The sequence below is a fragment of the Cupriavidus sp. HE11 genome, assembly GCF_056097175.1.
This window is the reverse complement of record NZ_CP184465.1, coordinates 2,204,667-2,230,992: the sequence shown is the minus strand read 5'-3', so window position 1 is coordinate 2,230,992 and position 26,326 is coordinate 2,204,667. Positions and strand designations below refer to the sequence as shown.

Genomic DNA, 26,326 nt, shown 5'->3' with positions numbered 1-26,326 from the left:
GCCGGCCTCGCCGGCTTCGAGTCAGATGTGCGTGAACACTGCCTCCTTCGGCAGGCGCGACTTCGGCAGACCGGCATTGAAGTCCTTTTCGCTGCGGCGGCCCAGCGACACCAGCACCACGCTGGTCAGGCCGCGTTCACGCAGGTTCAGCGCGGTGTCCAGCGCGCCGGCGTCGAAGCCTTCCATCGGCGTGGCGTCGATGCCAAGCATGGCCGCGCCCAGCAGCAGGCCGCCCAGCGCCAGGTAGACCTGCTTTTCCATCCACTGCGGCACATCGCGCAGCGTATAGCGGTGCAGGTCCACGTACGAGCGGCGGCTCTTGTCCTGGCCTTCGCGGGCGCCCTCCACCTTGAAGCGGCCGTCGCTTTCCTCCTGGGCCAGCACGGCGCGCAGGTGGGCTTCGTCCAGGTCGGCGCGCATGCACAGCGCGATCACGTGCGACGCATCGACAATCTTCGGGTGGTTATACGAAAACGTGCCGGTCGCCGCCCTGGCGATGGTCTCGCGGCCCTCGGGCGTCGACGCCACCACGAAGTGCCACGGCTGCGAGTTGACCGACGAGGGGCTGTTGTGCAGCCACGCCAGCAGCATGTCGATCTGTTCCTGCGGCAGGGTCTGGCCGCCTTCGTAGGCCTTGACGGTATGGCGGGACAGGACGGCGTCGGTGAGATTCATGGTGGGCTCCGGGTTCGTGGTTTGGGAAATGGGCTATGCGTCGCATTATCGTCGCTGCGTTATTTTCAAAAAACTGGGAAAATCCGGCAGGACTTTCACTGCAAGAGTGAAAATGATCAGACTCGACGACCTGCAACTCTTCGTACGTACCGCCGCCCTGGGCAGTTTCTCGAACGCGGCTCGCGAGGCCGACCTGCTGCCCGGCCAGGTCAGCGCGGCCATCCAGAGGCTGGAAAAGGAACTCGATATCCGCCTGTTTGCGCGGTCCACCCGCAGCCTGCGGCTCACCGCCGAGGGCGAGCAGTACCTGCCCTGCGCCAACGAGGTGCTGGCCATGCTGGCCGAAGGCCGGGAGCGCCTGCACGGCGAGCAGCGCGCGCTGCAAGGCACGCTGAAGATCGCCGCGCCGTCGGACCTGGGCCGCAATGTGCTGCTGCCGCTGCTGACCGCGTTCCGGGAATCCCATCCGAAGCTGGTGCTGAAGCTGTCGCTATCCGACCAGATCACCGACGTGTTCCGCGATCCGGTGGATATCGCCATCCGCTATGGCCTGAACGAAGGCGCCACCTACGTGGCCCTGCCGCTGGCACCGGACAATCGGCGCGTGCTGGTGGCATCGCCGGACTACCTCGAACGTCACGGACGGCCCGCCACGCTCGACGATCTGCCTGCGCATCAATGCCTGCCCTACGTGCTGGGTGGCCGCGTCCACGACCGCTGGAGCTTTCCGGTGGCGGGCACCCGGCGGCTGGTCACCGTCAAGGGGTCGCTGCTGTGCGACGACGCCGAGATCGCCCGGCGCTGGGCGCTGGACGGGCGCGGCATCGCCTACAAGTCATGGCTCGATGTCTGCGAAGACGTCGCCCACGGCCGGCTGGAACTGCTGGTGCCGGACCAGCCCGGCGAGCCGGTGCCGCTGAACCTGGTGTGCCCGCATCGCAGGCAGTTCTCGCCCGCGGTCAGGTACCTGCACGCGGCGCTGCGCGAACACCTGTCGGCCATGAGTGCGCGGATGCCGGCCCATTTGCGCCAGCCGGCCGCATAGGCGGGGCCGGGGCCGGAGCCGGAACCCGCCCCCTCAGCGGCCGGGAAACACCAGCCGGAACGTGGTCAGGCCATCGGGCACCGACTCCACCTGCACCGCACCCTGGTGCAGTTCCATGATGGTCTTCACGATTGCCAGCCCGATACCCGACGATTCACCGGAATTGGCGCGGGCCGGGTCGCCACGGAAAAAGCGGTCGAACAGCCGTGGCAAGTGCCCGGGCGCAATGCCGGGCCCAGGGTTGACCACTTCGATCACGACCGTGCCTGCCTCGTGCCGGCTCCTGAGGGCAATCACCGCCGATTCGGGCGAATAGTGGACGGCGTTCGACAGCAGGTTGCCCAGCGCGCGCCGGAACAGCGTGGCATCGGCGTAAAGCGTGCCCTGCGCCTCCACGTGGATGGCAATGCCGCGCGCATCGGCCAGCAGCTCGAAATAGTCGGCCTGGCGGGCCAGTTCGGTCCGCAGGTCAAGCTCCGCGCGGTGCATCGCCACCTGTGCATTGTCGGCGCGTGCCAGGAACAGCATGTTCTCGATCATGCGCGACAGCCGCTCGTACTCCTCGACATTCGAAGCCAGCAACGCCTGGTATTCGTCCACCGACCGCTCGCTCGACAGCGCCACCTGCGTCTGACCCAGCAGGTTGCCGATCGGGGTGCGGAAATCATGGGCCAGGTCGGCCGAGAACTGCGACAGGCGCTCGTAGCGCTCGCGCAGGCGGTCGATCATCCGCTGCAGCGAGCGGGCCAGTTCGTCGAGTTCCGCCGGCAGCCGCGACGGATCGACCGGCAGCACGCCGCTGGCAAACGTCACCGACGCCGTCCCGGCGGCGATGCGGCGCAGCGGTGACATGCCCGCGTGCAATGCCGCGTAGCCGAGCAAACCCGCGCCCAATGCACCCAGACACACGGCAATGGACAGCTTCAGCCGATAGTCGCGCAACAGCACCACGCGCGACGCGGCCACCTGATGAATCTCGACCCGCACCGTCTGCGCACCGGCGCCCGTGCCCGCCCGTGCCAGCATGGCAACGCCGTGCGCCGGAACGGCGCCGGGCGTCTCCCAGGCCTGGATGGCCGCAGCCGATGGCGGCGTATCGAGGCCAATCGCGGCCAGCGCCGGCATGGCGCCAGGCTGTGCGCCCGCCTGCGTCAGCAGCGCGCCATCAGGTGCCAGCAGCCGCAGGCCGAATTCCTCGTTGCCCGCGACAATGCCGCGAATTTCCTGCCAGCGCCCGGCCTGGGCGTCGCCGGCCGGCAATTCGGCCAGTTCGGCACGCGTTCGCGCCGCCTTGCGCAGCAGTTCGGAATCGTCGCGTTCGATGATCTGCGTCGCCAGCGACCGGTACAGGTACAGGCCCACGCCCGCAAAGGCGCAACCGGCGATCAGCGCAAACGCCACGGCCAGCCGCGCGGTCAGCGAGCGGGGCAGCAGACGGGCAACCCGGCGTGCCGTCACGACGCGCGAAGTTCCAGCACGTAGCCGATGCCGCGCACGCTGTGGATCAGCTTGGGCGCGAAATGGTCGTCCATCTTGGCGCGCAGGCGCCGGACGGCCACATCCACCACATTGGTGTCGCTGTCGAAGTTCATGTCCCAGACGTGCGATGCAATCTGCGTGCGGCTCAGCACCTCGCCACTGCGCCGCGCCAGGAAATGCAGCAGCGCAAATTCGCGCGGGGTCAGGTCGATGCGCTGGCCGGCGCGCGTCACGCGATGCCGGATCAGGTCGATCTCCAGGTTGCCCACCTCGATGCGGTCGGCCTCGCGCACCGGGCCGCGCCGCAGCAGCGTGCGCACGCGCGCCAGCAGTTCCACGAACGCGAACGGCTTTGCCAGGTAGTCGTCGCCACCCAGCTCCAGCCCGCGCACGCGGTCTTCCACCTCGTCGCGCGCGGTCAGGAACAGCACCGGGGTGTCCTTGCGTTCACGCAGCCGGCGCAGCACATCCCAGCCATTCATGCCGGGCAGCATCACGTCGAGGATGATCAGGTCGTAGTCGTCCTCCAGCGCGTGGTGCAGGCCATCGGCGCCAGTACGCGCGAGATCCACCACGAAGGATGACTCTGCCAGCCCCTTGCGCAGGTATTCCCCCGTTTTCGGTTCGTCTTCGACCACCAGGATCTTCATCGCTCCAGTCCTCTGCCATCGGCGGCGCCAATCCGCCGCATTGCCTGCTGGATGGTAGCGAGCGGCGCGGCCGGGTTGGATGACAAGACTGTAATCGTTTTGACCGGAATTCACAGGGCGGTCGATACCTAGAATCGGCCCCATTCCTTGAACGATTGCGCGCGCCACCGGGCGCCGGGAGAGAAAGCATGTGGATTGTCAGGCTCGCCCTGCGCCGGCCCTATACCTTCGTCGTCCTCGCCATCCTGCTGTTGCTGGGTGGCGCGGTGGCCGTCCTGCGCATGCCGACCGACATCTTCCCGTCGATCGATATCCCGGTGGTCAGCGTGGTGTGGACCTACAACGGGCTGTCCGCGCAGGACATGGCCCAGCGCATCGTCACCGGCTACGAGCGGTCGCTGACCACCGATGTCGACAATATCGAGCACATCGAGTCGCAGTCGCTGCCGGGCGTGGCCGTCATCAAGGTCTTTTTCCACCCCGGCGCCGATATCAACCGTGCGATTTCGCAAGCCACGGCGGGCGCGCAATCGATCCTCAAGCAGATGCCGCCTGGCGCCACGCCGCCGCTGGTGCTGAGCTACAACGCATCGACGGTGCCGATCCTGCGGCTGGCGCTGGGCAGCGACAAGCTGCCCGAGCAGGAGCTGTACGACCTGGGCAACAGCTTTATCCGCACCCAGCTTGCCACGGTGCAGGGAGCGTCGGTGCCGCTGCCCTATGGCGGCAAGGTGCGCCAGGTGATGGTGGACCTGAACGTGCCCGCGCTGCAGGCGCGCGGACTGTCGCCGCTTGACGTGGTCAACGCCATCAACGCCCAGAACCTGGTGCTGCCCGGGGGCACCGCCAAGATCGGGGCACTCGAATACCGCGTGGACCTCAACGGCAGCACGCAGAGCGTGGCGGCGCTGAACGACCTGCCGGTGCGCAGCGGCCCGGACGGCACGGTCTATGTGCGCGATGTGGCGCAGGTACACGACGGCTATGCCCCCCAGACCAACGTGGTGCGGCACGACGGCAAGCGCTCCGCGCTGCTGGAAATCGAGAAGACCGGCAGTGCATCGACGCTGACCGTGGTATCCCAGATCCGTGCGCTGCTGCCGCACATCACGGCGGGGCTGCCGAAGTCGCTGCAGGTACAGCCGCTTTCCGACCAGTCCGTGTTCGTCACTTCGGCCATCGACGGCGTGCTGCACGAGGCGCTGGTGGCCGCCTGCCTGACGGCCATGATGATCCTGCTGTTCCTGGGCAGCTGGCGCGCCACGCTGATCATCGCCATCACCATCCCGCTGTCGGTCTTGGCCGCGCTGATCGCGCTGGCGGCACTGGGCCAGACGCTGAACATCATGACGCTGGGCGGACTGGCGCTGGCCGTGGGCGTGCTGGTGGACGACGCCACCGTGGCAATCGAGAACATTGCCCACCATCGCGAAACGGGCAAGCCACTGGAGCAGGCCATTCTCGACGGGTCGGGCGAGATCGCCCTGCCCACACTGGTGTCGACGATGTGCATCTGCATCGTGTTCCTGCCGATGTTCCTGCTCAGCGGCGTGGCGCGCTACCTGTTCGTGCCGCTGGCCGAGGCGGTGGTATTCGCGATGATGGCTTCGTACTTCCTGTCCCGCACGCTGATTCCCACGCTGGCGCACTACCTGCTGCGCGGCGAAGCGGTTGCGCAAGCGGCCCCGTGCCCCGCCACCGGGCGCCTGGCCGGCCTGACCCGCTGGTTCGGCGCGGCCCACCGCCGCTTCGAGGCCGGCTTCGAACGGGTGCGCGCCGCCTATGCCCGCATGCTGTCCGCCGCGCTGGCCAGGCCACGTCGCACCATGACGATCTTCGCACTGGCCTGCGCAGGGTCGATGACGCTGGTGCCGTTCCTGGGCCAGGACTTCTTCCCCGCCGTGGATAGCGGCGAGATCCGCCTGCACATGCGGGTGCGCACCGGCACGCGCATCGAGGAAACCGCGCGCATCACCGACCAGGTCGAGGCCGATATCCGCCGCGTGGTGGGCCCGCAGCACGTGGCCGGTATCGTCGACAACATCGGTCTGCCGGTCAGCGGCATCAACCTGACCTACGATTCGTCGCTGCCGATCGGCACCGGCGACGCCGAGATCCTGGTGTCCCTGAAGCCCGATGCCGAGCGTTCCGGCGTATTGGTCGACCAGCTCGACGCCGCGCTGCAGAAGGATTTTCCGGGCGTCAGCTTCTCGTTCCTGCCCGCCGACATGGTGAGCCAGATCCTCAACTTCGGCCTGCCCGCCCCGATCGACATCCAGATCGTCGGCAAGGACCTGGCCGGCAACCGCAAGGTGGCGGACGACCTGCTGCGCAAGCTGGCCGGTGTACCGGGCCTGACGGACCTGCACCTGCAGCAGCCGGCGGACCAGCCCGCGCTGACCGTCGACGTGGACCGCACGCGTGCGCTGCAGGCCGGTCTGTCGCAACGCGAAGTGGCGCAGAACCTGCTGATCTCGCTGTCCGGCAGCGGCCAGACCGCACCCAACTTCTGGCTCAACCCGAAGAACGGTGTCAGCTACCCGCTGGCCGTATCGGTGCCCCAGTACGCGATGGATTCGCTGCAGCGTTTGTCCAACATCCCGCTGGGCCTGGGCGCCGGCACCGCGCAACAGGGCGGCGCCGGCCAGCTCGGCCAGTTCGGCACCATCGCGCGCGCCAGCCAGCAAGGCGTGGTATCGCACTACAACGTGCAGCCCGTGCTCGACCTGTTCGGCTCGGTGCGCGGCCGCGACCTGGGCGCCGTTGCCGGCGACGTGCAACGCATCGTCGACCAGGCCCGCGCCCAACTGCCGGCCGGCTCGGACATCGTCGTGCGCGGCCAGGTGCAGACCATGCATGCGTCGTTCACGGGGCTGCTCACCGGCCTGGCCGCCGCCATCGTGCTGGTGTACCTGCTGATGGTGGTGAACTTCCAGTCCTGGCTCGATCCGCTGGCCATCGTCGGCGCGCTGCCCATGGCGCTGGCCGGCATGGCATGGATGCTGTTTGCCACCGACACGACGATCAGCGTGCCGGCGCTGACCGGCGCCATCATCTGCGTAGGCATCGCCACGGCCAACAGCATCCTGGTGATCAGCCATGCGCGCGACGGCCTGGCGGCAGGCAGGAATCCCGTCGACGCCGCCTGGGACGCCGGCTTCAGCCGCTTCCGTCCGGTGGCCATGACCGCGCTGGCAATGCTGTTCGGCATGGTGCCGATGGCGCTGGGCTCGGGCGGTGCCGGCGCACAGAACGCCCCGCTGGGCCGCACCGTGATCGGCGGCCTCGCTTTCGGCACCGTCGCCACGCTGGTGCTGGTGCCAGTCTTCTTCGCCGTGCTGCATGGCTGGATGGCACGGCGCGCACGTCCCGACAACAACACCTCCAACGCAATCGCTCACGAAGGCCTGGCATGACCCCGACCGACCACGACCCGACCCCGTCCGCACCGCACCGCAACCCCAGGCTGACCATGCTGGCCCTGGCCGGCGCCGCCGTGGCGCTGGCCCTGACGGCCGGCATCGTGCCGCGCTGGCACGGCCACGCCGAATTGCAGCAGCGTGCGCAGGCGGCGCAAACGCCTACTGTCAGCGTGGTGCAGCCACGCGCCGCGGCAGCCGCGCACGACATCACGCTACCGGCCGACGTGCGCGCCTACGAGGACGCCGCCATCCATGCGCGCGTCAGTGGGTATCTGCGCCGCTGGTACGTCGATATCGGCACGCCGGTCAAGGCGGGCCAGCTGCTGGCGGAGATCGACGCGCCCGAAGTCGCCGACCAGTTGCGTCAGGCGCGTGCCGACGAGGCCACCGCCGCCGCCAACTACCAGCTGGCGAACAGCACGGCCAAACGCTGGCAGGACCTGCAGGCGACCAATTCGGTCGCGCAGCAGGAGACCGACCAGAAAGTGGCCGACATGAACGCCAAGTCCGCCCTGCTGGCCGCGGCGCGCTCGAATACGTCGCGCCTGGCCCAGCTGGCGAGCTACACGCAGATCCGCGCGCCGTTCGACGGCGTGATTACGGCGCGCAATGTCGATACCGGTGCGCTGATCGATGCCGGCAGCGCGCCGGGCCAGGGGCGCGAGCTGTTCCATATCTCGGCCGGCACGCGGCTGCGTGTCTTTGCACAGGTGCCGCAGGCCGTCAGCGCGGCAATGGGGCCCGGCACGCAGGCGTGGCTGACGCTGCCGCAGGCGCCGGGGCAACGCTACCCCGCCACCGTGGCGCGCACCGCCGGAGCCATCGACCCCGTCACGCGCAGCCTGCGCGTGGAGCTGGATGTCGACAGCCAGGACGGCCGCATCTTGCCCGGCGCCTACGCGCAGGTGCATCTGGAGATCGGCAGCGCGCACGCCGGCCTGGATCTTCCGGCCAATACGCTGATGTTCCCGGCGGGCGGCCCCACCGTGGCCGTGGTCGGCAAGGACAACAAACTGACGATCCGCCATGTGGCGCTGGGGCGCGACTTCGGCGCCCATGTGGAAGTGCTGGGGGGCGTGCAGGATACGGATCGCGTCGTGGTCAACCCCGGCGACGGCATCGTGGCTGGCATGACGGTGCGGGTGGCCGCGCCGGCGAAGGGAGATCCGGCATGAAGTCCACCATGCAGCGCACCCTTCGGCGCACGGCGATTGTGCTGGCCTGCGCCTGGCTGGCCGGTTGCGCCAGCGTGCCCTATCACGTCCCGGCCATGCCGCTGCCGGCCGCCTATCAGGAGGCCCAGGACAGCGCAGCCCAGGGCGCGCAGCCCGACACCATCGCACCGGACTGGTGGCTTGCGTATGACGACGCCACGCTCGACGCCCTGCTGGCCCGCATCGACGTATCGAACCAGAGCCTGCTGAAGTCCATGGCACTGCTCCGCGACGCCCGTGCCCAGGTGGATGCTGCCCGCGCCGCTTACTTCCCGACCGTCGGCGCCACGGCCAGCGTCACGAGCACGCACCTGTCGGCCAACGTGGTGGGCCATTCCCTGGCCGGGAAAACCACGCCCGACCACCTGCTGGGGATCGGCGCCAGCTGGGAGCCGGACCTGTTCGGCCGGATCGGCAACAACGTCGATGCCGCACAGGCCCGTGCCCAGGCCAGCGCCGACGACGTGGCCGCCGTCCGGCTGAGCCTGCAGGCCGAAGCCGCCATCGACTACTTCGGCATCCGCTCGCTCGACCGCGAGGCCGCGCTGCTGCAGCAGACCGTGGACGCGTACGCGTCGGTGCTGCAACTGGTGACCAACCGCTATCGGGGCGGCATTGCCGCCGAAGGCGATGTCGCGCAGGCGCAGGCACAGCTGGAAAGCACGCGGGCGCAGGTTGCCGACCTGCAGTTGGCCCGCACCCAGCTGCAGCATGCGCTGGCGACGCTGGTGGGCGAACCCGCCAGCACGTTTGCCCTGCCGGTGGCTGCCACCAATACCGCCGGCACCGCAGGCACCGGCATCGCCCTGCCCGCCACGCCCGCCGCCGTGCCTGCCATGCTGCTGCAGCGCCGCCCCGACATCTCGGCCGCGGAGCGCCGCGTAGCCGCCGCCAATGCGCAAATCGGCGTGGCGCGCGCGGCCTTCTTCCCGACACTGATGCTGAACCTGAACGGCGGCCTGGAAAGCTCCGGGCTGGCCGGCTGGCTGACCGCCCCAAGCCGCTTCTGGGCCGTAGGCCCGGCCCTGGCCGCGACGATATTCGACGGCGGCAAGCGGCAGGCCGGCGTGGACAGCGCCCGCGCCCAGTTCGACGCCAGCGCCGCCGACTATCGGGAAACCGTGCTCAAGGCCGTGCAGGACGTGGAAGACAACTATGCCGCGCTACGGCTGCTCGACCACGAAGCCGCCAGCCAGCAAGCCGCCGTGACCGCATCCAGCCGCGCCCTGCAGCAGGCCACCGAGCGCTACCGCAAGGGCGCCGCCGCGTACCTCGACGTCAACGTCGTGCAGGCCGCCGCCCTGACCGACGCCCGCGCACTGGAAGCCGTGCACCGGCGCCAGCTGACCGCCAGCGTGTCGCTGTTCCGGGCGCTGGGTGGGGGATGGGAAGGGACGGACGCGAAGGACGGAAAGACAGGGAAGGCGCCGAACGAGGGGTGAGTCACGGACGGCAAGCGCGGCGGTGGGGCGCATTGCAGCGCGCATGGCCCGCCGTGCCGCCTATGCCCCGTTTCTTGCAGCGTCGATGATGCCCAGCGCCTCGGCCTTGAGTACGAAGTCGGCCAGCGAGCGGGCGCCCATTTTCTTCATGGCCTGGGCGCGGTGGATCTTGATGGTGATTTCGCTGAGCGTCAGTTCGGCGGCAATCTGCTTGTTGAGCAGCCCGCGCACCACGTAGGCCATGACTTCCTTCTCGCGCGGCGTCAGCTCTTCGTAGCGCTGGCGCAGGTCGGCGTCGCGCGTGTCGGTCTGGCGGCGGGCGGCGTCGCGGGTCAGGGCGCTTTCCACGGCGTCGAGCATGTCCTGGTCGCGGAACGGCTTTGCCAGGAAATCCATCGCGCCGGCCTTCATGGCCTTGACCGACATGGCGATGTCGCCGTGGGCGGTCATGAAGATGATCGGGATCGGCATCTTGCTGGCCGCGAACTGTTCCTGCACCGCCAGGCCGCTCTGGCCTTTCAGGCGCACGTCGAGGATCAGGCAGCTGGGCAGGTCCGGCCGGGGTGCCGCCAGGAAATCGGTGGCCGAGGCAAAGGTCTCGACCTGGTAGCCGACCGAGCGCAGCAGCATCGACACCGCGCGGCGCATGGACTCGTCGTCGTCCACCACGTAGACCATCGACACCCCTTCTCCGGACGGGATCGCTGTATTCATGGATTCACTTTCGTTCCGGGTGGGGACTCTGGGCGCGGGGCAAGCGTACCCGACGCCACGTCTTCCAGGAATCGCTGGACGGCCGCGCCATCGACAGGTTTGCACAGACATGCGTGCGCGCCTGCACGCAAGGCTTCGCGGCGAATGGCCTCGGTGCAGAACGCGGTGATGAATATTACCGGAACCTGGCTACCCTGCGCGTTCAGCGTGCGCAGCATGTCCAGCCCGTTCATCTTGGGCATCTGGACGTCGGACAGGATGCAATGCGCCCCCGCCGCGCCGCCGGTGTCCAGGAAGACCTGTGCCGATGCGAAGGTGTGCGCCTCCCAGCCCAGCGATCGGACCAGCCGGGAAGTCGCCGCGCGGATGGATTCGTCGTCGTCGATGATGGCGACAACCAGTTTCTTGGCCAAGGCCGGTACCTCACAACAATCTTATGGCGCCATGGTAGCGGCCCGCATCGGTCGCCAACACTATGCCTTCGTATAGGCGTCGGTCCACCGCGACACGGCGCGGGCCACCCCGCAAGCCCCCCCGAAGGCACCCCTGAAAGCCCGTTGAAAGCCTGCGCAGGGCCCGCCCCGGCGCCTGGCCCGGCGCCCGAAGTGCATATGCGAAAGCGCCGCCGGGCGCGCGGAACGGCCCGCCACGCGCCGGCCGTAGTCTCAAGTCTCACCCTCCCCTCAGGAAGACAGACATGAGCTACATCACCACCCAGGACGGCACCCGCATCTTCTACAAGGACTGGGGCGCTGGCCGTCCCGTGGTCTTCTCGCACGGCTGGCCGCTGCATGCCGATGCCTGGGACGCCCAGATGCTGTTCCTGGTCCAGCATGGCTTCCGCGTGATCGCCCACGACCGTCGCGGGCATGGCCGCTCGGACCAGCCCGCGCACGGCAACGACATGGATACCTACGCCGACGACCTGGCCGCCGTGCTCGACGCACTCGACATCCGGGGCGCCACGCTGGTGGGCCATTCCACGGGCGGCGGCGAAGTGGCGCACTACATCGGCCGCCACGGTTCGAAGCGGGTGGCCGCGGCCGTGCTGATCGGTGCGGTGCCGCCGATCATGCTCAAGACCGAAGCCAATCCCGGCGGCCTGCCGATGGAAGTGTTCGACGGCATCCGCCAGGGCGTGGCGGGCAACCGCTCGCAGTTCTACAAGGACCTGGCGGTGCCGTTCTTCGGCTTCAACCGCCCGGATGCCAACGTGGCGCAGGGCACCGTCGACAACTTCTGGCAGCAGGGCATGGCGGGCGGCGTGCTGGGCCAGTACCTGTGCGTGAAGGAGTTCTCCGAGGTCGACTACACCGAAGACCTGAAGAAGATCGACGTGCCGACGCTGATCCTGCATGGGGACGACGACCAGATCGTGCCGATCGACGATGCCGGGCGCCTGTCGGCACGAATCGTCAGCGGCGCCACGCTCAAGGTCTACGCTGGCGCGCCGCACGGCATGTGCGTGACGCGGGCCGACGAGGTCAATGCCGACCTGCTGGCCTTCCTGAACCGCTGATCCACCGCTGTCCGACTGGAGAACCACCATGCGTTCGATCCTGATCCGCACCGTCCTGACCGCCACCTGCCTGCTCGGCGCCGTGGCCGCCCACGCCACCGACCCGGCCACCAGCCCGTTTGCCGCCGACCGCTACGACTACAGCGTGCTGCCGGCCGCCAGGGCCGAGGCCAAGGCACCGGCCCCCGTTCCGGCCAGGTGCCACGGCAGCAAGGCGGCATGCCATCCGTCGCGCTAGGCGCCCTGCCGCGCGTCACGCGCGGCGGCGTGCTGCTGATGGGGCTGGCGCTGGGATGCGCCACGGGCGTCGATTTCGTGGCGACCTCGATGCTGGCTACCGGCGCGGTGCAGATCCGCGCCGGCATCTACGCCACGCCAGACGACTTCCTCTGGTGCTTCACGTCCTATGCCGCCGCGGCCATCGTCGCCAACCTGATGCTGCGGCGCGTGGCCGACCTGATCAGCTACCGTGGCTTCACGATGCTGGGCCTGACGATTGCCATCGGCGGGGCGCTGTTGTGCGCGGTGTCGGACAACATCGTGCAACTCTCTCTGGCGCTGGCCGTGCAGGGGCTGGGTGCCGGCGGGCTGTTCGCGACCGCGCGCACGCTGATCCAGACGATCGCCGCCCCGCAGGAGCGCACGCGCCTGCTGTGGCCGTTCGTGCTGGGCGCCATCGGCATGCTGGCCGCCGCGCCATGGCTCACGGCCACGCTGATTCTCGATGCAAGCTGGCGCCTGATCTTCGTCGTGCAGGCCATCACCGCCGCCGCCACGCTGCTGCTGGTATCGGTCACCTACCCGCACCGCATCATGCCCCCTCGTCCAACTCGCCCGCCTCGTCCACTCCGCTCCACTGGCATCGACACCATCGCCGCAATGGACTGGTACACCGTGCTGCTGCTCGGCCTGGGCGCGCTGGTGCTGGTGCATGGCCTGGCCGACCTGCGGCTGTACACGGCGGCCAGCACGCCCATCGTCGTGGCCCGCCCGCTGGCGGGCGCCGTGCTGATGGCCCTGGCCTTCCTGCGGCTGCACCGCCATCCCGATCCGTGGCTCAATACGCACCGGCTGGGCGGCAGGCGCTACCTGACCGGCCTGGGCTTCTATGCCACGTACTCGTTCGTGGCAGGGCTCTGGAACTACCTGATCCCCATCGTGCTGCAGCTGGGCCTGGGCTTCTCGTTCGAGACCACCGGCATGGTGACAACGCTGACCGGCGCGGCCGGCGTGGTGGCCGGCATCCTGTACGTGCTGCTGGGCGCGCGCCTGCCCGGCTCGCGCCGCTGGCTGGCGCTGGGCTACGTCATGCTGGCAGGCGCAGCCTGGATGCTGGCGACGCGCCTGACGACGGACCTGTCGCTGGGGCGCGTGGTGCCCGCGCTGCTGCTGCAAAGCCTGGCGCTGCCGTTCAGCCTGATCGTCGTCGCCAGGCTGACGTTCCTGGACACCCCGCTCGACGATTTCTCGCACACATACCAGTTCAAGAACATCGTACGCCAGGTGGCCTCGGCCGCCGGCACGGGCGCCGCGGCCCAATGCCTGCAGTACGGCGAAGCGCTGGCACGCACCCACCTGGTGGCGCGCGTGGACCCGTTCGGCATGGCACCGTTGCCCCACGGCGCCGCACTGATCAGCCTGTCGCAGCAGATCGACCAGCAGGCGGTACTACTGGCCGGCGCCAACCTGCTGGCCATCGTGGCCCCGGGCTGCCTGCTGGTGGCCGGGTTCGCGCTGTGGCAGCGATGGCTGCGGTAGGTTTCCAATGACCATTTGAGGGCGCCCCTCTCCCGTTTTTTACGGGAGAGGGGTCGGGGGAGAGGGCATGGTGGTTCAAAAGCTGACCTGCGCATCCTGAAAGGCCCGCCCTCTCCCCCAGCCCCTCTCCCGCCTCGCGGGAGAGGGGAGCAAAACACTGCGCATTCCGGCACTGGCCACGTGGGCTCTCCCCTATCCCGCCTCGCGGGAGAGAGGAGCAAAACACTGCACATTCCGGCACTGGCCACGTGTGTTCTCTGTAGTGGTCCAATTTCCTCAGACAGGTCGATAGGTGGAAAATCACGATCGACGAGGAAAGACGACATGACAAAGCAACGCCGCAAGTTTGACGCTGCCTTCAAGCTGGAGGTAGTCCGGATGATCCGGGATCAGGGCCTATCGGTCGCCGAGGTTTGCCACACGATGGCGATTGGCGAGACCGCCTTACGGCGCTGGCTGGTCCAGTACGACCTTGAAGTGGCTGGCGGCAAGGGAGTGGGCAAGCCGCTGACGCCTGAGCAGCAGCGCATTCGCCAGCTCGAAGAGGAAAACCGCCGCCTGAAGGAGGACAACCTGATCCTAAAAAAGGCATCGGCCTTCTTCGCCCGCGAACTCAAGTGATCTATCGAGTGGTTAGCGGATTGCAGAAGGAGGCGATCGCCATCAGTCGGGCATGCCGGGTGCTGGGCGTGAGCCGGGCGGGGTATTACGCGGCCGGGCGAGAGCCTGCCACCAAGGAGAAGGCCTTGCGGCAGGCGGTGTATGTGCGGGCGGCGTTCGAGGCCAGCGGACGTACCTACGGCAGCCGGCGCGTGGCGCAGGATTTGGACAGGCAGGGGGTGAAGATCGGGCGCTATCGGGCCCGCACGCTGATGCGCCAGGAGAATCTGCACCCGGTGTGGAAGCGCAAGTTCGTGGCGACGACTGACAGCCGGCATGGCAGGCCGGTGGCGCCGAACGTGCTGAGCAGGCAGTTCAGGCCCGCACAGCCCAACCGGGCCTGGGTGTCGGACATCACGTATGTGCGCACGGGGGAAGGCTGGTTGTATCTGGCGGTGGTGTTGGACCTGTATTCGCGCAAGGTAGTGGGCTGGGCCAGCGCAGCGGCCATGCCCGCCGCGCTGGTGGCGTCGGCCTTGAAGATGGCCATCCTGCAGCGCAATCCGGCGCCCGGACTGATAGTGCATTCGGACCGGGGCAGCCAGTATGCAAGCGAGGAGTACCAGGGATTGCTGGCGCGCCACGGCCTGGTTTGCAGCATGAGCCGGGCCGGCGATTGCTGGGATAACGCTGTAGCAGAACGCTTCTTCCTGAACCTGAAGATGGAGCGCGTCTGGCAGAGGCGGTACGTCGACCGGGCCGAAGCCCGGCGCGACATCACGCAGTACATCGTGGGTTTCTACAACCCGGTGCGCTTGCATTCGACACTGGGCTACACGTCGCCAACAGACTACGAGGACAAGTTCCAACAGACCACCCTAATACCTGTCTGAAAAAACTTGACCACTACAGTCGGGGGAGAGGGCATGGTGGTTCAAAAGCTGACCCGCGCATCCTGAAAGGCCCGCCCTCTCCCCCAGCCCCTCTCCCGCCTTGCGGGAGAGGGGAGCAAAACACTGCGCATTCCGGCACTGGCCACGTGGGCTCTCCCCTATCCCGCCTCGCGGGAGAGAGGAGCAAAACACTGCACATTCCGGCACTGGCCACGTGCGTTCTCCCCTCTCCCGTTTTACGGGAGAGGGGTCGGGGGAGAGGGCATGGCGGTTCAAAAGCTGACCCGCGCATCCTGAAAGGCCCGCCCTCTCCCCCAGCCCCTATCCCGCCTCGCGGGAGAGGGGAGCAAAACACTGCGCATTCCGGCACTGGCCACGTGCGTTCTCCACCCTCCGGCCTCGCAAGAGTGGGGAGCAAACACTGCGCGCTCTGGCACTAGCCAAGTGCGCTCTCCCCTCTCCCGCTTTACGGAAGAGGCGAGCAAATCCGCAGCCTTCTAGCCAGCATTCGCCACAATGATCCGGGCGATGTTCGCATCGGCATCGCGGCCCACTGATGCGTACACGTCCGTCGACAGCGGCGTTACGGCTGGCAGCGTATCGAGGCTGGCGCCGTCGTGCTGGTGAACATCCACCGTCGCCCGCATCGACAGGCCGATGCGCAGCGGATGGGCTGCCAGTTGTGCCGGATCGAGCGTGATCCGTACCGGCAGCCGCTGCACCACCTTGATCCAGTTGCCGGTGGCGTTTTGCGCCGGCAAGACCGAGAATGCCGCGCCGGTGCCAGCGGCAAAGCCCGCCACCCTGCCGTCGTACCGCACCTGGGCGCCATAGAAGTCCGCCACCAGCGACACCCGCTGGCCCACGCGCATGTCCTGCATCTGGTTTTCCTTGAAGTTGGCGTCCACCCAGACCTGGTCCAGGGGCACCACACCCATCAGCGGCACGCCCGGCGCCACGCGCTGGCCTACCTGCACGGCGCGGCGCGCCACAAAGCCGGTGACCGGCGCCGGTAGCGTCGAGCGGGCGTGGGCCAGGTAGGCGGCCCGATAGCTGGCGGCGGCGTGCGCCACGTCAGGATGCTGCGCGATGGTGGTGTGGTGGGTCAGGGCCAGGTTCGAAGCCAGTTGTTCCTGCGCGGCACGCAGCGCCGCCTGCGCTTCCTTGAGCGTGGATCGGGCATGGTCGACGTCCTCCTTCGATACGGCGCCGGTGCCGTCGACCGACATCCGCCTGCGCAGATCGTCACGGGCGTTCTCCACGTTGGCCTGCCGCTGCGCGATATTCGCCTGCAGCGTGCCGTTGTTGACAAAGAGCGTACGCACCTGGCGCACCGCTTCGGCCAGTTGCGCGGCGGCTTGCTGCAGCGCCACCTCGCTATCGGTGGGGTCGAGTCCCACCAGCGGCTGGCCCATCGTCACGCGCTGCGTATCGTCGGCGGCAATCGACACGACCGTGCCGGGCACCAGCGACGTGACCTGCACCACATTGCCGGCCACATAGGCGTCGTCGGTGGACGCGTAGTGCCGGCCGATGGTCCACCAGTAGGTGGCGGCGCCAATCCCGGCCATGGCAACCAGCGCGCCCACGGCAATCAGGCGGCGGCGCGGAACGGGCCGCATCTCGGCCAGCGGGGCCGGTGGCGCCGACGCGGCGGGGGTGACGAGTGTGTTCATGGTGTGGATGTCATGGGATTAGGCGTCGCGGTGGCCTGGGCGGCGGCGTCCGGCAACTGCCCGACGTAGCCGCCGCCAAGCGTCCAGACCAGCTGGAACTGCAGGTCGAGCTGCTGTCCCTGCAGTTGCGCTACCTGGCGCTGCTGCGCCAGCACGCTGTCCTGCGCCGTCAGTACGGCCAGCTGGTTGACCAGACCCGCCTGCCAGCGGCCCGAGGCCAGCGCCCAGGCATGCTCGGCCAGCGCCTGGGCCCGCTGCCGCTGCGCGGTTTCGGCGGCCACGGCCTGCAGGCTGCTCACGACATCGGCCGTTTCGCGCAAGGCGCTGGTCAGCGTCTGGTTGTAGTCGGCCACAGCCGCGTCGTAGTCGGCGTAGCGCCCGTGCAGGTTCGCACGCAGCCGGCCGCCCTCGAACACCGGCAGGCGCAGCGACGGGCCAAAGGCAAAGGCCCGGCTCGCGCCAAGCAGGAAATCGGATGGCGTGATCGTGGTCAGCCCGGCCATGGCCGACAGCGTGACGTCGGGCAGGAACTCCGCGCGCGCCACCTCGATATCTTTCGAGGCGGCCTCCACGCGCCACCGTGCCGCCACCAGCTCCGGGCGGCGCGACAGCAGGCCAATCCGCGCGTCATCGGGCAGCGCGGGCATCGGCTGGCTGGCAGAACCTGCCAGCAGCACGGGCCGGGCGATTGCCAGCCCGCGATCGGGCCCCTTGCCCAGCAGCGCCGCAATCTGGTGGCGTGTCAGGGCGATATCGTCGTCGATATGGGTCAGATCGGCCTCGGCGCTGGCAAGGTCGGCGTCCTGCAGCGCGATGCCCACCTGGGTATCGAGCCCGGCCACCAGGCGGGCCTTGCCCAGCGCGGACAGTTCGCGGCGCTGGGCAATCGTCTGCACGGTGATATCGCGTAGCGCATAGAGCGTAGCCAGCCGCGCGTAGACGCGTGCCACACCCGTGGTCAGCAGCAACTGCGCGGCCTGGCTTTCGGCCTCGGCCTCGCGCACGCCGGACAGCGCTGCCTGCAGCGCGCTGCGGTGCCGCCCCCAGAAATCCAGGTCATACGTCAGGCCGCTGGACAGCTGCACCTGGTTGATCCAGCGCCCCGATAGCGGCGTGGCGCCAAGCAGGTCTGTCTCCGAAATGCGCTGGCGCGACACGCCGCCGCGGATATCGACATCGGGATACAGGCCGCTGCGCGTGCCCTCGGCCACGGCGCGGGCGGCCTCCACGCGCGCCTGCGCAGCCTGCAGCGTGGGGCTGCCGGCAACGGCCTCACGGGCCAGCGCGCCAAGCTGCGGGTCGCCAAAGCGGTCGGTCCAGTCCTGCGACGGCCATTGGCCATGCCGGGGCGGCAGGCTTTGCGCGGTAGCGGCAACCGGTGCCAGCGTTTGCGTGGGGCGGCTGTGGTCGAACGCGGCGCAGCCCGTCAGCGCCAGGGTAGTCAGCACGGCGGCGGCCACGGGCAGGTGCCGCCATCCGGTAGCGGCAGGCTTCACGGCCCTACTCCGAAAGTTGATGCCGGGAATGATGGCCGCTGGCCCGCCGGGCCGTGATTGCGAACGCCACGTTATTTCGGGATGGCACTACCGTGTGCCCCTACCACCCCAATTGGCCCCAATCTGCCCCGTTCCGGTGCATCGCGTTGGCCCGGCCTATACCTTCGTTTAACACTGCACCACCTACCCGGCAATTGTGGGCATCCGCACCCGGCTCCTAGCATTCCAGTCAACCACCGACTGCTTCCACGGGAGCCGCACCATGACACACCAGAAGCTCTGGATGCCGATCATCGCCATCACCCTCGCCTTCGCCACGGTCGGCGTGGCCGGCGCCATGGTGTACCGCATGTGGCGACAGGCCATCGAACCCGTCCGCACCGCGACGCACGCCGTGCTGTCGCACCACCGTCCGTGAGGGCCGTCATGTCCGAACAGGAAAGCCTGCTGCTGATGTACGGCTGGATCGCCCTCGCCGTGCTGAACCTGATCCTGATTGCCGTCGCGTTCCTGCAGTACGCCGAGTGAACGCGCGCCGCCGCACCGATACCGCATCCCGGGAGCATTGCCATGAAAGAAGTAGCGACCACCGTCCTGGACATCCATACCGCCACGGTCCCCGACGTCCCCGACACACTCGAGACCAGGTCCGCCAGGGCCGCACCGCAACTGCGCGTTGCCGCGGCGCAGGCGCCCGGGTTCGTCCAGCGCGAAACCCGCTGGCGCCATGCGCCCGAAGCGGTTGCCACGCCAGGCCATCGCGACGCCATCGTGGTGACGCGCTGGACCTGCAACGGCGAACCGCCTGAAATGGTGTCGCACGCTGGCGACCCCACCCGGCACTGCATCGCCATCAACCTGCGATCCAGCTCGATCCGCTTCCTGTGCGGCGGCATGCCCGTGTTCGATGGCCGCCTGGGCGCCGGCGCAGTCCACGTCACCGCGCCCGGCACCGCCACCAGCGCCGTGTACGCGTCGGCCAGCGACGTGCTTCACCTGTTCGTTCCGCAATCGGTGCTGGCGGCCTGCCATGCCGACCAGTTCGGCCACGTCCACGAGGGCGAGCTGCGGCTGGACGATCCGTTCTTCCATGCCGACCCGGCGCTGGAACGGCTGGGCCAGGCGCTGGCCGTGGCGCACTCGCAGGACCCGGGGCTGGGCCGCATCTTTGCCGATAGCGTGGCGCTGGCCATCGTGGCGCGCGTGGTCGCCAATCACTTCCAGCGCATCGCGTCGAGCACGCGCGCCGTGACCATGCTGCCGCAATGGCGCCTGCGCCGCGCCATCGAGTTCATCGATGCAAACCTGTCCACCCCGATCGGGCTGGCCGATATCGCGCGCAGCACCGGGCTGACGCGCATGTACTTTGCCGCGCAGTTCCGGCGGACCACGGGCATGCGCCCGCACGAATACCTGGTACGCCGCCGCATCGAACACGCGCAGGACCTGCTGCGCGGCGGGGCGGGCAGCGTGCTGGAAGTGGCGATGCGCTGCGGCTTCCGCTCGCAGGCCCATTTCACCACCGTCTTCAAGCGTTTCGTCGGCGACACGCCGCACTGCTGGCGCGTCAAGGTCACCTCTACTCCCGGGAGCTCCCATGGCTGAAACCCTGCACCACGTATCCGTCGACACCCGCGATCTGGCGGACCTGCGCGACAGCGCGTGCGACACCTGGCTGCGCACCGTCGCGCTGCTGGATCCGAAAGGCCAGAGGCTGGCGTCCCTGACCTATACGGCCGAGGACAACGCGCTGCGTGCCCATGCGCCCATCGTCAGCATCATCGAGCGGCTCAGCGCCGCCATGGCCGTGGTGAGCTGGCGCGATGCCACGCACTGCCGCTACGGGGCGCAGGTCTGGACCGTCGGCACGGCGCGCCACACCGGTGTGTGTGCGTTGTCCGGCCAGCCCATCGACAAGAGCGACCTGGTATTCCGCCCGCAGCGTTCGCGTCCGGCCGCGCTCAACGCCGATGCGATGATCCTGGCCTCGGCCATGGACGCCGCCGGCGTGGCCCTTGCGCCCGCGCCGGACGATACGCAGCCCACCATCGCCTACCGATCCAATGCCAGGTAACACGCCATGCACGACGTCACCGACCTGTCGCGGCTGCAGTTCGCCTTCACCGCGATCTTTCATATCCTCTGGCCGATCCTGACCATCAGCCTGTCGGCCTTCCTGTTCATCGTCGAAGTGCTCTGGGTACGCACCAACGACGTGACGTGGTACCGCCACGCGCGCTTCTGGAGCAGGCTGCTGCTGTTGAACTTTGCCGTCGGCGTGGTCAGCGGCATCCCGATGGAATTCGAGTTCGGCACCAACTGGAGCGCCTTCTCGCAATTCACCGGGCAGTTCTTCGGCAATATCCTCGGCTTCGAAGGTGCCATGGCGTTCATGCTCGAGGCCGGCTTTGTCGGCATCATGATGTTCGGCTGGGAGCGCGTGCCGCGCGGCGTACACCTGTTTGCCACCGGCATGGTGGCGCTGGGCTCGTCGCTGTCGGCCTTCTGGATCATGGTCGCCAACTCGTGGATGCAGACACCGGCCGGCGTGGCCGTGGTTGACGGCAGGATCGTGGTCACCGACTACCTGCGCGCCATCTTCAATCCGGACGCGCTCTGGGGCATCAGCCACATGTGGATGGCCGCGCTGGAAACCGGGCTGGTGGTGGTGGCCGGCATCTCGGCCTGGTATCTGCTGAAGCGGCGCCAGCCGGAGTTTTTTGCGCGGTCTTTCCGGCTTGCCATGGTGCTGCTGGTGATCGTGACACCGCTGCAGGTATGGCTTGGCGACGGCAGCGGCGTGGACGTCTTCGAGACGCAGCCCGCCAAGGGTGCCGCCATCGAAGGCCACTGGCAGACCAATGCACCGGGCACCGCCGCATCGTGGTCGCTGCTGGCGTGGCCGAACCAGGATGCCCAGCGCAACGACTGGGCCATCGAGGTACCCGGCATGCTGAGCCTGCTCGCCACGCACAAGGTGCATGGCACCGTCACGGGCCTGGCAGACATTCCGCGCACCGATCAGCCGCCGATGCTGCCGCTGCTCTACTACGCATTCCGCGTGATGGCCGGCGTTGGCGTGCTGTTCGTGGTGCTGGCGTTGTGGACGGCGTGCGTGCTGCGCCGCACGCGGCACCAGCCCGCCATCTTGAGCCAGCATCGCGCGCTGCTGCTGGCGTGGATCGTCGCCATCCCGCTGCCGTACCTGGCCGTCGAGTGCGGCTGGATCGTACGCGAGGTGGGACGCCAGCCGTGGCTGGTCTATGGCTTGCTACGCACGCCACAAGGGGTCTCCACCGCCATCTCCGCCGCCGACGTGACGGGCAGCATCGCGATGTTCGGCGCCTTCTACGCGGTGCTGCTGGTCACCTTCATCTGGCTGGCCGCTCGCTGGCTACGCCAGGGCCCGGACCTGACGCTGACGCTGCCGGCACCCTCCACCGCAGCCGCGCCGGCCGTCGGCGGGCGCAGCACCTACTGACCACCGGACATTTGCCATGGAAACTTCCGCCCACACCCTGCTGGTGTCGCTCTGGTTCTGCATCCTGGGGCTGATGCTGGCCGCCTATGTCGTCACGGACGGTTTCGATCTCGGCATCGGCATCCTGAGCCTGTTCGAGCCCGAACGCGCACGGCGCGACGTGATGGTCGAATCGATCGTTCATGTCTGGGACGCCAATGAAACTTGGCTCGTGGTACTGGGCGGCGGCCTGTTCGGCGCCTTTCCCGTTGCCTATGCGACGCTGCTGCCCCATCTGTATCTGCCGCTGATGGCGCTGATTGCCGGGCTGATCATGCGCGGGGCCGCCATCGAGTTTCGCCACGCCACGCATCGCGGCCCGTTCTGGGACCGCGTGTTCGGCGTCGGCAGCCTGCTGGCGGCCGTGGCACAGGGGGTGATCCTGGGCCGCATCATCACCGGACTCGCCCCGGGCACGTGGAACGCCGTGTTCACGCTGTTTGCCGCCGTGGGCGTGGCCGCCGGCTATGCGCTGCTGGGCGCCACCTACCTGATCAAGAAGACGTCGTATCCGGTGGAGGCATCGGCCCGCACCTGGACGCTGGCGACGCTGCCGGTCACCGTGCTCAGCGCGCTGGTGCTGTCCGGCGCCACGCTGCGGCTGAGCCTGATCGGCACCGAGCGCTGGCACCAGCATGGCGTGCTGGCCGTGCTGCTGGCACTGGGAGTAGTGGCCGCACTGGCGGTGGCCTGGATTGCCGGATCCACCTGGACCGGCAGCCGCCGCGCGCCGTTCCGCGCCACCGTGCTGCTGTTCCTGGTGTCGTTCTGCGGCCTGGCGATCAGCCTGTTTCCGAACGTGGTGCCGGGGCGCCTGTCGCTGCTGGACGCGGCGTCCGACGACCGCACGCTGGTTTTCATGCTGATCGGCATCGGCGTGCTGCTGCCGGTGATGCTGGGCTACAACCTGTACCAGTACCATGTGTTTCGCGGCAAGGTGGCCGCCTGAATCGCTGCCGCCATGCCGTGCGGACACAAGAAAGCCCTGCGGGCCTTCCGGCCGGCAGGGCTTTTACACCGCGGGTACGCGGGCGTACTACGGCGTCACGATATTGAACCAGAACGCGAAGGTATCGAGGTAGCTGACCAGCTCGTCCGCTCGTCCGCTCGTCCAGCTTGGCCTGGTTGCCGCCGACCTTGGCGCTGCCGTTCTTCACCGCGTCGGCCATCCTGGTCTGGCCGAGGATGATGCCGTTCAGCGTGTCGCGCGTCATCGTGACGTTGGCGTCGGCCTGCTGCGCCTGCACGCCGGCGGTGTGGTTCAGCACGCCGTTTTCCAGCTCCAGCAGGTACGTACCATCCGGCTTAGGCCCAGTCCGCGGGGCAGCAGGGGCCTGGGCCGGCATCGCCGCCGGATGGCAGCAGGATAGCCAGATTCCGCGTCCCGGCGGAGGGCGCCGGGGCGCGGCAGCCAGATTACCTGACCGATTCCGCCAGGAACCACGCGCGGCGCTGGGCCTCGTCGATCCAGTTTTCCAGCAGGCTGGCCGTGGCGACGTCGGCATGGTCGTCACACACGGCGTGGGCGTCGAGCATGGCTTCCACGAGCATGAGGTTGTCGGCGTGCAGCTCGCGCAGCATGGCCTTGGGCGAAACATCCTCGGCGTCGTTGTCGCGCACGCGCTGCAGCCGGGCGATGGCGCCAATCGAGCGCAGCGTCGTGCCGCCGATCTTGCGCACGCGTTCGGCCACGTCGTCGGTAATGGCGAAAATCTGGGCCGACTGCTCGTCCAGCATCAGGTGGTAGTCGCGGAAGTGCGGGCCGGACATGTGCCAGTGGAAGTTCTTGGTCTTCAGGTACAGCGCGAAGGCGTCGGCCAGCAGCCGGTTCAGATGATCGGAGATTTCGGTGACGGCCAGGCCGGGATCGTCGAGCTGGATATTGGTCATGATGGACTCCATTAGTGGGCTAGCGATGGGGCGATGTGCCCCCATTCTGTGCACTCGCGGCCGCCTGCGGCGCGGGCGAGTGCCCATCTCGACTGTGCGCCTGGGCCGATGGCGCGGATTGTCCCCAGATCAACCGGTTGCGAAAATGCACCCAAGGTTCGGGATGGGCCACGAATGCATGGACATCTCCTATACCTTCATATGATTTCTCGACCAGTCATTCAGGGCTAATATCAGCGTCGGACCATGCTGCCGGCCACGGGCATGGCATACCGATAACCAGCGAGACGGGCAAAAAAGGGATGTACAACCCAACCACCAACCGGTTGTTGATGGGTGCGGCAGGCCTGCTGGGCCTGTCCGTATTCGCGATCGACGCCTTCACGCCACTCGATTTCGCCATCGCTGTGGTCTACGTGCTGGTTATCCTGCTGGTGGCGCTGACCGGCTCGATCCGCGCCACGCGGGTCACCGCCGCCATTGCGCTGGTGCTGACCGTGGTGGCCTTTGCCTTCTCGCAGAACCCGGACCCCGACCACGGCCAGCTGGCCCGCTTCGTCTTTGCCCTGCTGGCAATCGGCACCACCACGCTGCTGGCGCTGCGCAACCTTGCCGACATGGCGCGCCGGCGCTGCACCGAGGCCGCCCTGGCGCGCAGCGAAGCGTTTCTGGCCGAGGCCCAGCGGCTCAGCAAGACCGGCAGTATCGCGCTGCGCCTGCCAGCCAACACGATGACGTGGTCTGAGGAGGCGTTCCGCATCCTGGGCTACCCACGCGGCGAGGCGCCGCACTTCGGCATGGTGCTCACGCGCGTGCATCCGGACGACCTGGCCGAAGTGCAGCGTGTCCATGCGGCCATGCTCGGCGGCATGGAGAGCGTGGACTTGCGGCACCGGCTGCTGCTGCCGGACGGCGCGATCCGCCATGTGCATCTGGTGGCACGCCGCAGCGCCACGGCCAGCGGCCAGCACGAGTACGTGGGTGCCCTGATGGATACCACCGACGCCACCGAGACCCAGCAGGTACTGCATCGGACCATGACCGAACTCGCGCATGTGTCTCGCGTGACCACGCTCGGTCAGCTGGCCGCGTCGATTGCGCACGAGGTGACACAGCCGATGGCCGCCATCGTCACGTGCGGCAGTTCGGCACTGCGCTGGCTGCAGCGCGACGAGCCCGAAATCGCCGAGGCCACCGAATCGATCGAACAGGTAATTCGCGATGCCAGCCGCGCGAACGACATCATCCGCCAGATTCGCGCCATGGCGCAGAAGTCGGAGCCGAAGTACGTGGATATCGGCGTCGACCACCTGGTGACGGCGTCGCTGGAACTGGTGCGGCGCGAGCTGCAGGACCACCAGGTATCTGCGGACCTGGACCTCGATGCCGACGACGTGCAGATTCACGGCGACTGGACGCAACTGCAGCAGGTGCTGGTGAACCTGATGGTGAATGCCGCGCAGGCCATGTCCCATGTCTCCGGGCGGCGCAGGCTCACACTGGCCAGCCGTGTCATGGCGGATCACACGGTGCTGCTGGTGGTTGGCGACACCGGGCCAGGCATTCCCGACAAGGACATGGATCGCCTGTTCAACGCGTTCTACACGACCAAGCCGGACGGCATGGGCATGGGCTTGTCGATTTGTCGGAATATCGTCGAGTCCCACGGCGGCAGCATCGCGGCGGAATCGCCGCCGGAAGGCGGTGCGAAGATGATCGTGCGGTTGCCGCAACGGATGGCCGACGGCGAGCAGGCAACCGAAGCGGCGGCCTGATACCGGCCTGAAGGCAACCTGAAACCAATCGCCTCGATCCATCGAAAGAAAACCGGCGCCCGGGCGGCACCTCAGGCGCCTGCCCAGAGCGCCGTGACCAGCGCCATGCCGCAACTGGCGGCACAGATGCCCAGCCATGCCAGCGCCAGCCTGACGCCACCGACGGCCGCGCCGGCAGCCCGGCCGTCGATTCTGCCAGTGGAGATCATGCCGGCGTTCATGCCGGCGCATTGCCCGGGGGCGCCGACACACCGGTCAGATCCTGCCCCACCTGGATAAAGCGGCCCTGGTCGGCAGGCGACGCATTGAAGCGCGCGCCCTGCGTATAGACGTCACGCGGCTGGTCGATGTTGTACTGCGGGTGCGAATGCGTGGCGGCGTGCTTGCCGGTCTCGGCGGCATTTGCCATGCCGGTGCCAAGTGCGCTGACGGCGGCCACGCCGCATGCCACGAGGACGGGAACGATGTGCTTGCGAAGCATGATGGACTCCTGGTTGACTTGCGTTGCAGACGGGAGAGAATTTCCGCTTTCCCGCCGGGGCCCGCATCGCAAGCCCG

25 protein-coding genes are annotated in these 26,326 nt (G+C 68.1%); 14 read left to right on the top strand and 11 right to left on the bottom strand.

Annotated features, from left to right (window positions below; translation table 11 throughout):
• Positions 1–21: 21 nt before the first annotated feature.
• Positions 22–675 (bottom strand): oxygen-insensitive NAD(P)H nitroreductase, encoded by a 654-nt coding sequence (gene nfsB, locus ACOABP_RS27350; RefSeq protein WP_474228891.1) that lies wholly within the window; start codon positions 673–675, stop codon positions 22–24.
• A 112-nt stretch (positions 676–787) separates the two neighbouring features.
• Here nfsB and ACOABP_RS27345 point away from each other — a divergent pair, with 112 nt between their 5' ends.
• Positions 788–1,720 carry a LysR family transcriptional regulator gene (locus tag ACOABP_RS27345; RefSeq protein ID WP_474228890.1) on the top strand — a complete coding sequence of 311 codons (933 nt, stop codon included), beginning with the start codon at positions 788–790 and terminating at the stop codon, positions 1,718–1,720.
• Positions 1,721–1,753: 33 nt separating this feature from the next.
• Here the strand turns inward: ACOABP_RS27345 and ACOABP_RS27340 are convergent, their stop codons facing one another.
• Together ACOABP_RS27340 and ACOABP_RS27335 are read right to left on the bottom strand one after the other, a co-directional pair.
• Positions 1,754–3,178 (bottom strand): heavy metal sensor histidine kinase, encoded by a 1,425-nt coding sequence (locus ACOABP_RS27340; RefSeq protein ID WP_474228889.1) that lies wholly within the window; start codon positions 3,176–3,178, stop codon positions 1,754–1,756.
• Positions 3,175–3,849, bottom strand: a complete 675-nt coding sequence (locus tag ACOABP_RS27335) for a heavy metal response regulator transcription factor (RefSeq protein WP_474228887.1) — start codon at positions 3,847–3,849, stop codon at positions 3,175–3,177. The genes ACOABP_RS27340 and ACOABP_RS27335 overlap by 4 nt, the downstream gene beginning before the upstream one ends.
• A gap of 188 nt (positions 3,850–4,037) precedes the next feature.
• On the opposite strand from ACOABP_RS27335, the gene ACOABP_RS27330 reads away from it, so the two are divergent.
• From ACOABP_RS27330 to ACOABP_RS27320, 3 genes are read left to right on the top strand one after another with little or no spacing between them, the layout of a single operon-like run.
• Positions 4,038–7,265: an efflux RND transporter permease subunit gene (locus ACOABP_RS27330; protein WP_474228886.1), complete on the top strand. Its 3,228-nt coding sequence runs from the start codon at positions 4,038–4,040 to the stop codon at positions 7,263–7,265.
• A complete protein-coding gene (locus ACOABP_RS27325) occupies positions 7,262–8,446 on the top strand; it encodes an efflux RND transporter periplasmic adaptor subunit (protein WP_474228885.1) in 1,185 nt (394 codons plus the stop codon). The genes ACOABP_RS27330 and ACOABP_RS27325 overlap by 4 nt, the downstream gene beginning before the upstream one ends.
• The gene (locus tag ACOABP_RS27320; RefSeq protein ID WP_474228884.1) at positions 8,443–9,927 is read left to right on the top strand and encodes an efflux transporter outer membrane subunit; all 1,485 of its coding nucleotides are present in this window, start codon (positions 8,443–8,445) and stop codon (positions 9,925–9,927) included. Before ACOABP_RS27325 ends, ACOABP_RS27320 begins: the two co-directional genes overlap by 4 nt.
• Before the next feature lie 60 nt (positions 9,928–9,987).
• Here ACOABP_RS27320 and ACOABP_RS27315 read toward each other — a convergent pair whose 3' ends face one another.
• Together ACOABP_RS27315 and ACOABP_RS27310 are read right to left on the bottom strand one after the other, a co-directional pair.
• A complete protein-coding gene (locus ACOABP_RS27315) occupies positions 9,988–10,641 on the bottom strand; it encodes a response regulator transcription factor (protein WP_066732761.1) in 654 nt (217 codons plus the stop codon).
• Positions 10,638–11,054: a response regulator transcription factor gene (locus tag ACOABP_RS27310; RefSeq protein ID WP_474228883.1), complete on the bottom strand. Its 417-nt coding sequence runs from the start codon at positions 11,052–11,054 to the stop codon at positions 10,638–10,640. Before ACOABP_RS27310 ends, ACOABP_RS27315 begins: the two co-directional genes overlap by 4 nt.
• A gap of 284 nt (positions 11,055–11,338) precedes the next feature.
• On the opposite strand from ACOABP_RS27310, the gene ACOABP_RS27305 reads away from it, so the two are divergent.
• From ACOABP_RS27305 to ACOABP_RS27290, 4 genes are all read left to right on the top strand, one after another.
• A complete protein-coding gene (locus tag ACOABP_RS27305; RefSeq protein ID WP_474228881.1) occupies positions 11,339–12,160 on the top strand; it encodes an alpha/beta fold hydrolase in 822 nt (273 codons plus the stop codon).
• Between the two features lie 28 nt (positions 12,161–12,188).
• Positions 12,189–12,398: a hypothetical protein gene (locus ACOABP_RS27300; protein ID WP_474228879.1), complete on the top strand. Its 210-nt coding sequence runs from the start codon at positions 12,189–12,191 to the stop codon at positions 12,396–12,398.
• Positions 12,380–13,918: an MFS transporter gene (locus ACOABP_RS27295; RefSeq protein ID WP_474228878.1), complete on the top strand. Its 1,539-nt coding sequence runs from the start codon at positions 12,380–12,382 to the stop codon at positions 13,916–13,918. Before ACOABP_RS27300 ends, ACOABP_RS27295 begins: the two co-directional genes overlap by 19 nt.
• 324 nt (positions 13,919–14,242) lie before the next feature.
• Positions 14,243–15,411 (top strand): IS3 family transposase gene (locus tag ACOABP_RS27290; protein ID WP_474224667.1). Its coding sequence is split into 2 segments (ribosomal slippage): positions 14,243–14,510 and positions 14,510–15,411, totalling 1,170 coding nucleotides; the frame shifts between segments, so codons are not numbered across the junction.
• A 497-nt stretch (positions 15,412–15,908) separates the two neighbouring features.
• Here ACOABP_RS27290 and ACOABP_RS27285 read toward each other — a convergent pair.
• Together ACOABP_RS27285 and ACOABP_RS27280 are read right to left on the bottom strand one after the other, a co-directional pair.
• Positions 15,909–17,087, bottom strand: coding sequence for an EmrA/EmrK family multidrug efflux transporter periplasmic adaptor subunit (locus ACOABP_RS27285; protein WP_474228877.1), 1,179 nt, complete (start codon positions 17,085–17,087; stop codon positions 15,909–15,911).
• Positions 17,084–18,583, bottom strand: a complete 1,500-nt coding sequence (locus ACOABP_RS27280; protein WP_474228876.1) for an efflux transporter outer membrane subunit — start codon at positions 18,581–18,583, stop codon at positions 17,084–17,086. Before ACOABP_RS27280 ends, ACOABP_RS27285 begins: the two co-directional genes overlap by 4 nt.
• Before the next feature lie 262 nt (positions 18,584–18,845).
• Between ACOABP_RS27280 and ACOABP_RS27275 the strand changes: the two genes are divergently transcribed.
• The 5 genes from ACOABP_RS27275 (at position 18,846) to ACOABP_RS27255 (ending at position 23,052) form a co-directional block, all read left to right on the top strand.
• Positions 18,846–19,001 carry a hypothetical protein gene (locus ACOABP_RS27275; RefSeq protein ID WP_474228874.1) on the top strand — a complete coding sequence of 52 codons (156 nt, stop codon included), beginning with the start codon at positions 18,846–18,848 and terminating at the stop codon, positions 18,999–19,001.
• Between the two features lie 152 nt (positions 19,002–19,153).
• Positions 19,154–20,188 (top strand): helix-turn-helix transcriptional regulator, encoded by a 1,035-nt coding sequence (locus tag ACOABP_RS27270; protein ID WP_474228873.1) that lies wholly within the window; start codon positions 19,154–19,156, stop codon positions 20,186–20,188.
• Positions 20,181–20,657 (top strand): DUF3331 domain-containing protein, encoded by a 477-nt coding sequence (locus ACOABP_RS27265; RefSeq protein ID WP_474228872.1) that lies wholly within the window; start codon positions 20,181–20,183, stop codon positions 20,655–20,657. The genes ACOABP_RS27270 and ACOABP_RS27265 overlap by 8 nt, the downstream gene beginning before the upstream one ends.
• A 6-nt stretch (positions 20,658–20,663) precedes the next feature.
• On the top strand, positions 20,664–22,064 hold the full coding sequence (locus ACOABP_RS27260) for a cytochrome ubiquinol oxidase subunit I (RefSeq protein WP_474228870.1): 1,401 nt from the start codon (positions 20,664–20,666) through the stop codon (positions 22,062–22,064).
• A 16-nt stretch (positions 22,065–22,080) separates the two neighbouring features.
• Positions 22,081–23,052, top strand: a complete 972-nt coding sequence (locus ACOABP_RS27255; RefSeq protein ID WP_474228869.1) for a cytochrome d ubiquinol oxidase subunit II — start codon at positions 22,081–22,083, stop codon at positions 23,050–23,052.
• On the opposite strand, the gene ACOABP_RS27250 is transcribed toward ACOABP_RS27255, so the two are convergent.
• Positions 22,961–23,449, bottom strand: a complete 489-nt coding sequence (locus ACOABP_RS27250) for an alkyl sulfatase C-terminal domain-containing protein (protein WP_474228868.1) — start codon at positions 23,447–23,449, stop codon at positions 22,961–22,963. The two genes, ACOABP_RS27255 and ACOABP_RS27250, sit on opposite strands and share 92 nt — an antisense overlap.
• A gap of 70 nt (positions 23,450–23,519) precedes the next feature.
• On the bottom strand, positions 23,520–23,993 hold the full coding sequence (locus ACOABP_RS27245; RefSeq protein ID WP_474228866.1) for a Dps family protein: 474 nt from the start codon (positions 23,991–23,993) through the stop codon (positions 23,520–23,522).
• Between the two features lie 302 nt (positions 23,994–24,295).
• On the opposite strand from ACOABP_RS27245, the gene ACOABP_RS27240 reads away from it, so the two are divergent.
• Complete coding sequence (locus tag ACOABP_RS27240; protein ID WP_474228865.1) at positions 24,296–25,768, top strand: sensor histidine kinase; 1,473 nt, start codon at positions 24,296–24,298, stop codon at positions 25,766–25,768.
• Positions 25,769–25,839: 71 nt separating this feature from the next.
• Here ACOABP_RS27240 and ACOABP_RS27235 read toward each other — a convergent pair whose 3' ends face one another.
• Both ACOABP_RS27235 and ACOABP_RS27230 read right to left on the bottom strand, forming a co-directional pair.
• Positions 25,840–25,977: a hypothetical protein gene (locus tag ACOABP_RS27235; RefSeq protein WP_474228863.1), complete on the bottom strand. Its 138-nt coding sequence runs from the start codon at positions 25,975–25,977 to the stop codon at positions 25,840–25,842.
• Between the two features lie 8 nt (positions 25,978–25,985).
• Complete coding sequence (locus tag ACOABP_RS27230) at positions 25,986–26,249, bottom strand: hypothetical protein (protein ID WP_474228862.1); 264 nt, start codon at positions 26,247–26,249, stop codon at positions 25,986–25,988.
• Between the last annotated feature and the right edge of the window lie 77 nt (positions 26,250–26,326).

Coding starts and splice junctions, on each gene's coding strand:
- nfsB (WP_474228891.1), bottom strand. CDS start 675: ATGAATCTCACCGACGCCGTCCTGTCCCGCCATACCGTCAAGGCCTAC.
- ACOABP_RS27345 (WP_474228890.1), top strand. CDS start 788: ATGATCAGACTCGACGACCTGCAACTCTTCGTACGTACCGCCGCCCTG.
- ACOABP_RS27335 (WP_474228887.1), bottom strand. CDS start 3,849: ATGAAGATCCTGGTGGTCGAAGACGAACCGAAAACGGGGGAATACCTG.
- ACOABP_RS27330 (WP_474228886.1), top strand. CDS start 4,038: ATGTGGATTGTCAGGCTCGCCCTGCGCCGGCCCTATACCTTCGTCGTC.
- ACOABP_RS27325 (WP_474228885.1), top strand. CDS start 7,262: ATGACCCCGACCGACCACGACCCGACCCCGTCCGCACCGCACCGCAAC.
- ACOABP_RS27320 (WP_474228884.1), top strand. CDS start 8,443: ATGAAGTCCACCATGCAGCGCACCCTTCGGCGCACGGCGATTGTGCTG.
- ACOABP_RS27315 (WP_066732761.1), bottom strand. CDS start 10,641: ATGAATACAGCGATCCCGTCCGGAGAAGGGGTGTCGATGGTCTACGTG.
- ACOABP_RS27305 (WP_474228881.1), top strand. CDS start 11,339: ATGAGCTACATCACCACCCAGGACGGCACCCGCATCTTCTACAAGGAC.
- ACOABP_RS27300 (WP_474228879.1), top strand. CDS start 12,189: ATGCGTTCGATCCTGATCCGCACCGTCCTGACCGCCACCTGCCTGCTC.
- ACOABP_RS27295 (WP_474228878.1), top strand. CDS start 12,380: ATGCCATCCGTCGCGCTAGGCGCCCTGCCGCGCGTCACGCGCGGCGGC.
- ACOABP_RS27285 (WP_474228877.1), bottom strand. CDS start 17,087: ATGAACACACTCGTCACCCCCGCCGCGTCGGCGCCACCGGCCCCGCTG.
- ACOABP_RS27275 (WP_474228874.1), top strand. CDS start 18,846: ATGACACACCAGAAGCTCTGGATGCCGATCATCGCCATCACCCTCGCC.
- ACOABP_RS27270 (WP_474228873.1), top strand. CDS start 19,154: ATGAAAGAAGTAGCGACCACCGTCCTGGACATCCATACCGCCACGGTC.
- ACOABP_RS27265 (WP_474228872.1), top strand. CDS start 20,181: ATGGCTGAAACCCTGCACCACGTATCCGTCGACACCCGCGATCTGGCG.
- ACOABP_RS27260 (WP_474228870.1), top strand. CDS start 20,664: ATGCACGACGTCACCGACCTGTCGCGGCTGCAGTTCGCCTTCACCGCG.
- ACOABP_RS27255 (WP_474228869.1), top strand. CDS start 22,081: ATGGAAACTTCCGCCCACACCCTGCTGGTGTCGCTCTGGTTCTGCATC.
- ACOABP_RS27250 (WP_474228868.1), bottom strand. CDS start 23,449: ATGCCGGCCCAGGCCCCTGCTGCCCCGCGGACTGGGCCTAAGCCGGAT.
- ACOABP_RS27245 (WP_474228866.1), bottom strand. CDS start 23,993: ATGACCAATATCCAGCTCGACGATCCCGGCCTGGCCGTCACCGAAATC.
- ACOABP_RS27240 (WP_474228865.1), top strand. CDS start 24,296: ATGTACAACCCAACCACCAACCGGTTGTTGATGGGTGCGGCAGGCCTG.
- ACOABP_RS27235 (WP_474228863.1), bottom strand. CDS start 25,977: ATGATCTCCACTGGCAGAATCGACGGCCGGGCTGCCGGCGCGGCCGTC.
- ACOABP_RS27230 (WP_474228862.1), bottom strand. CDS start 26,249: ATGCTTCGCAAGCACATCGTTCCCGTCCTCGTGGCATGCGGCGTGGCC.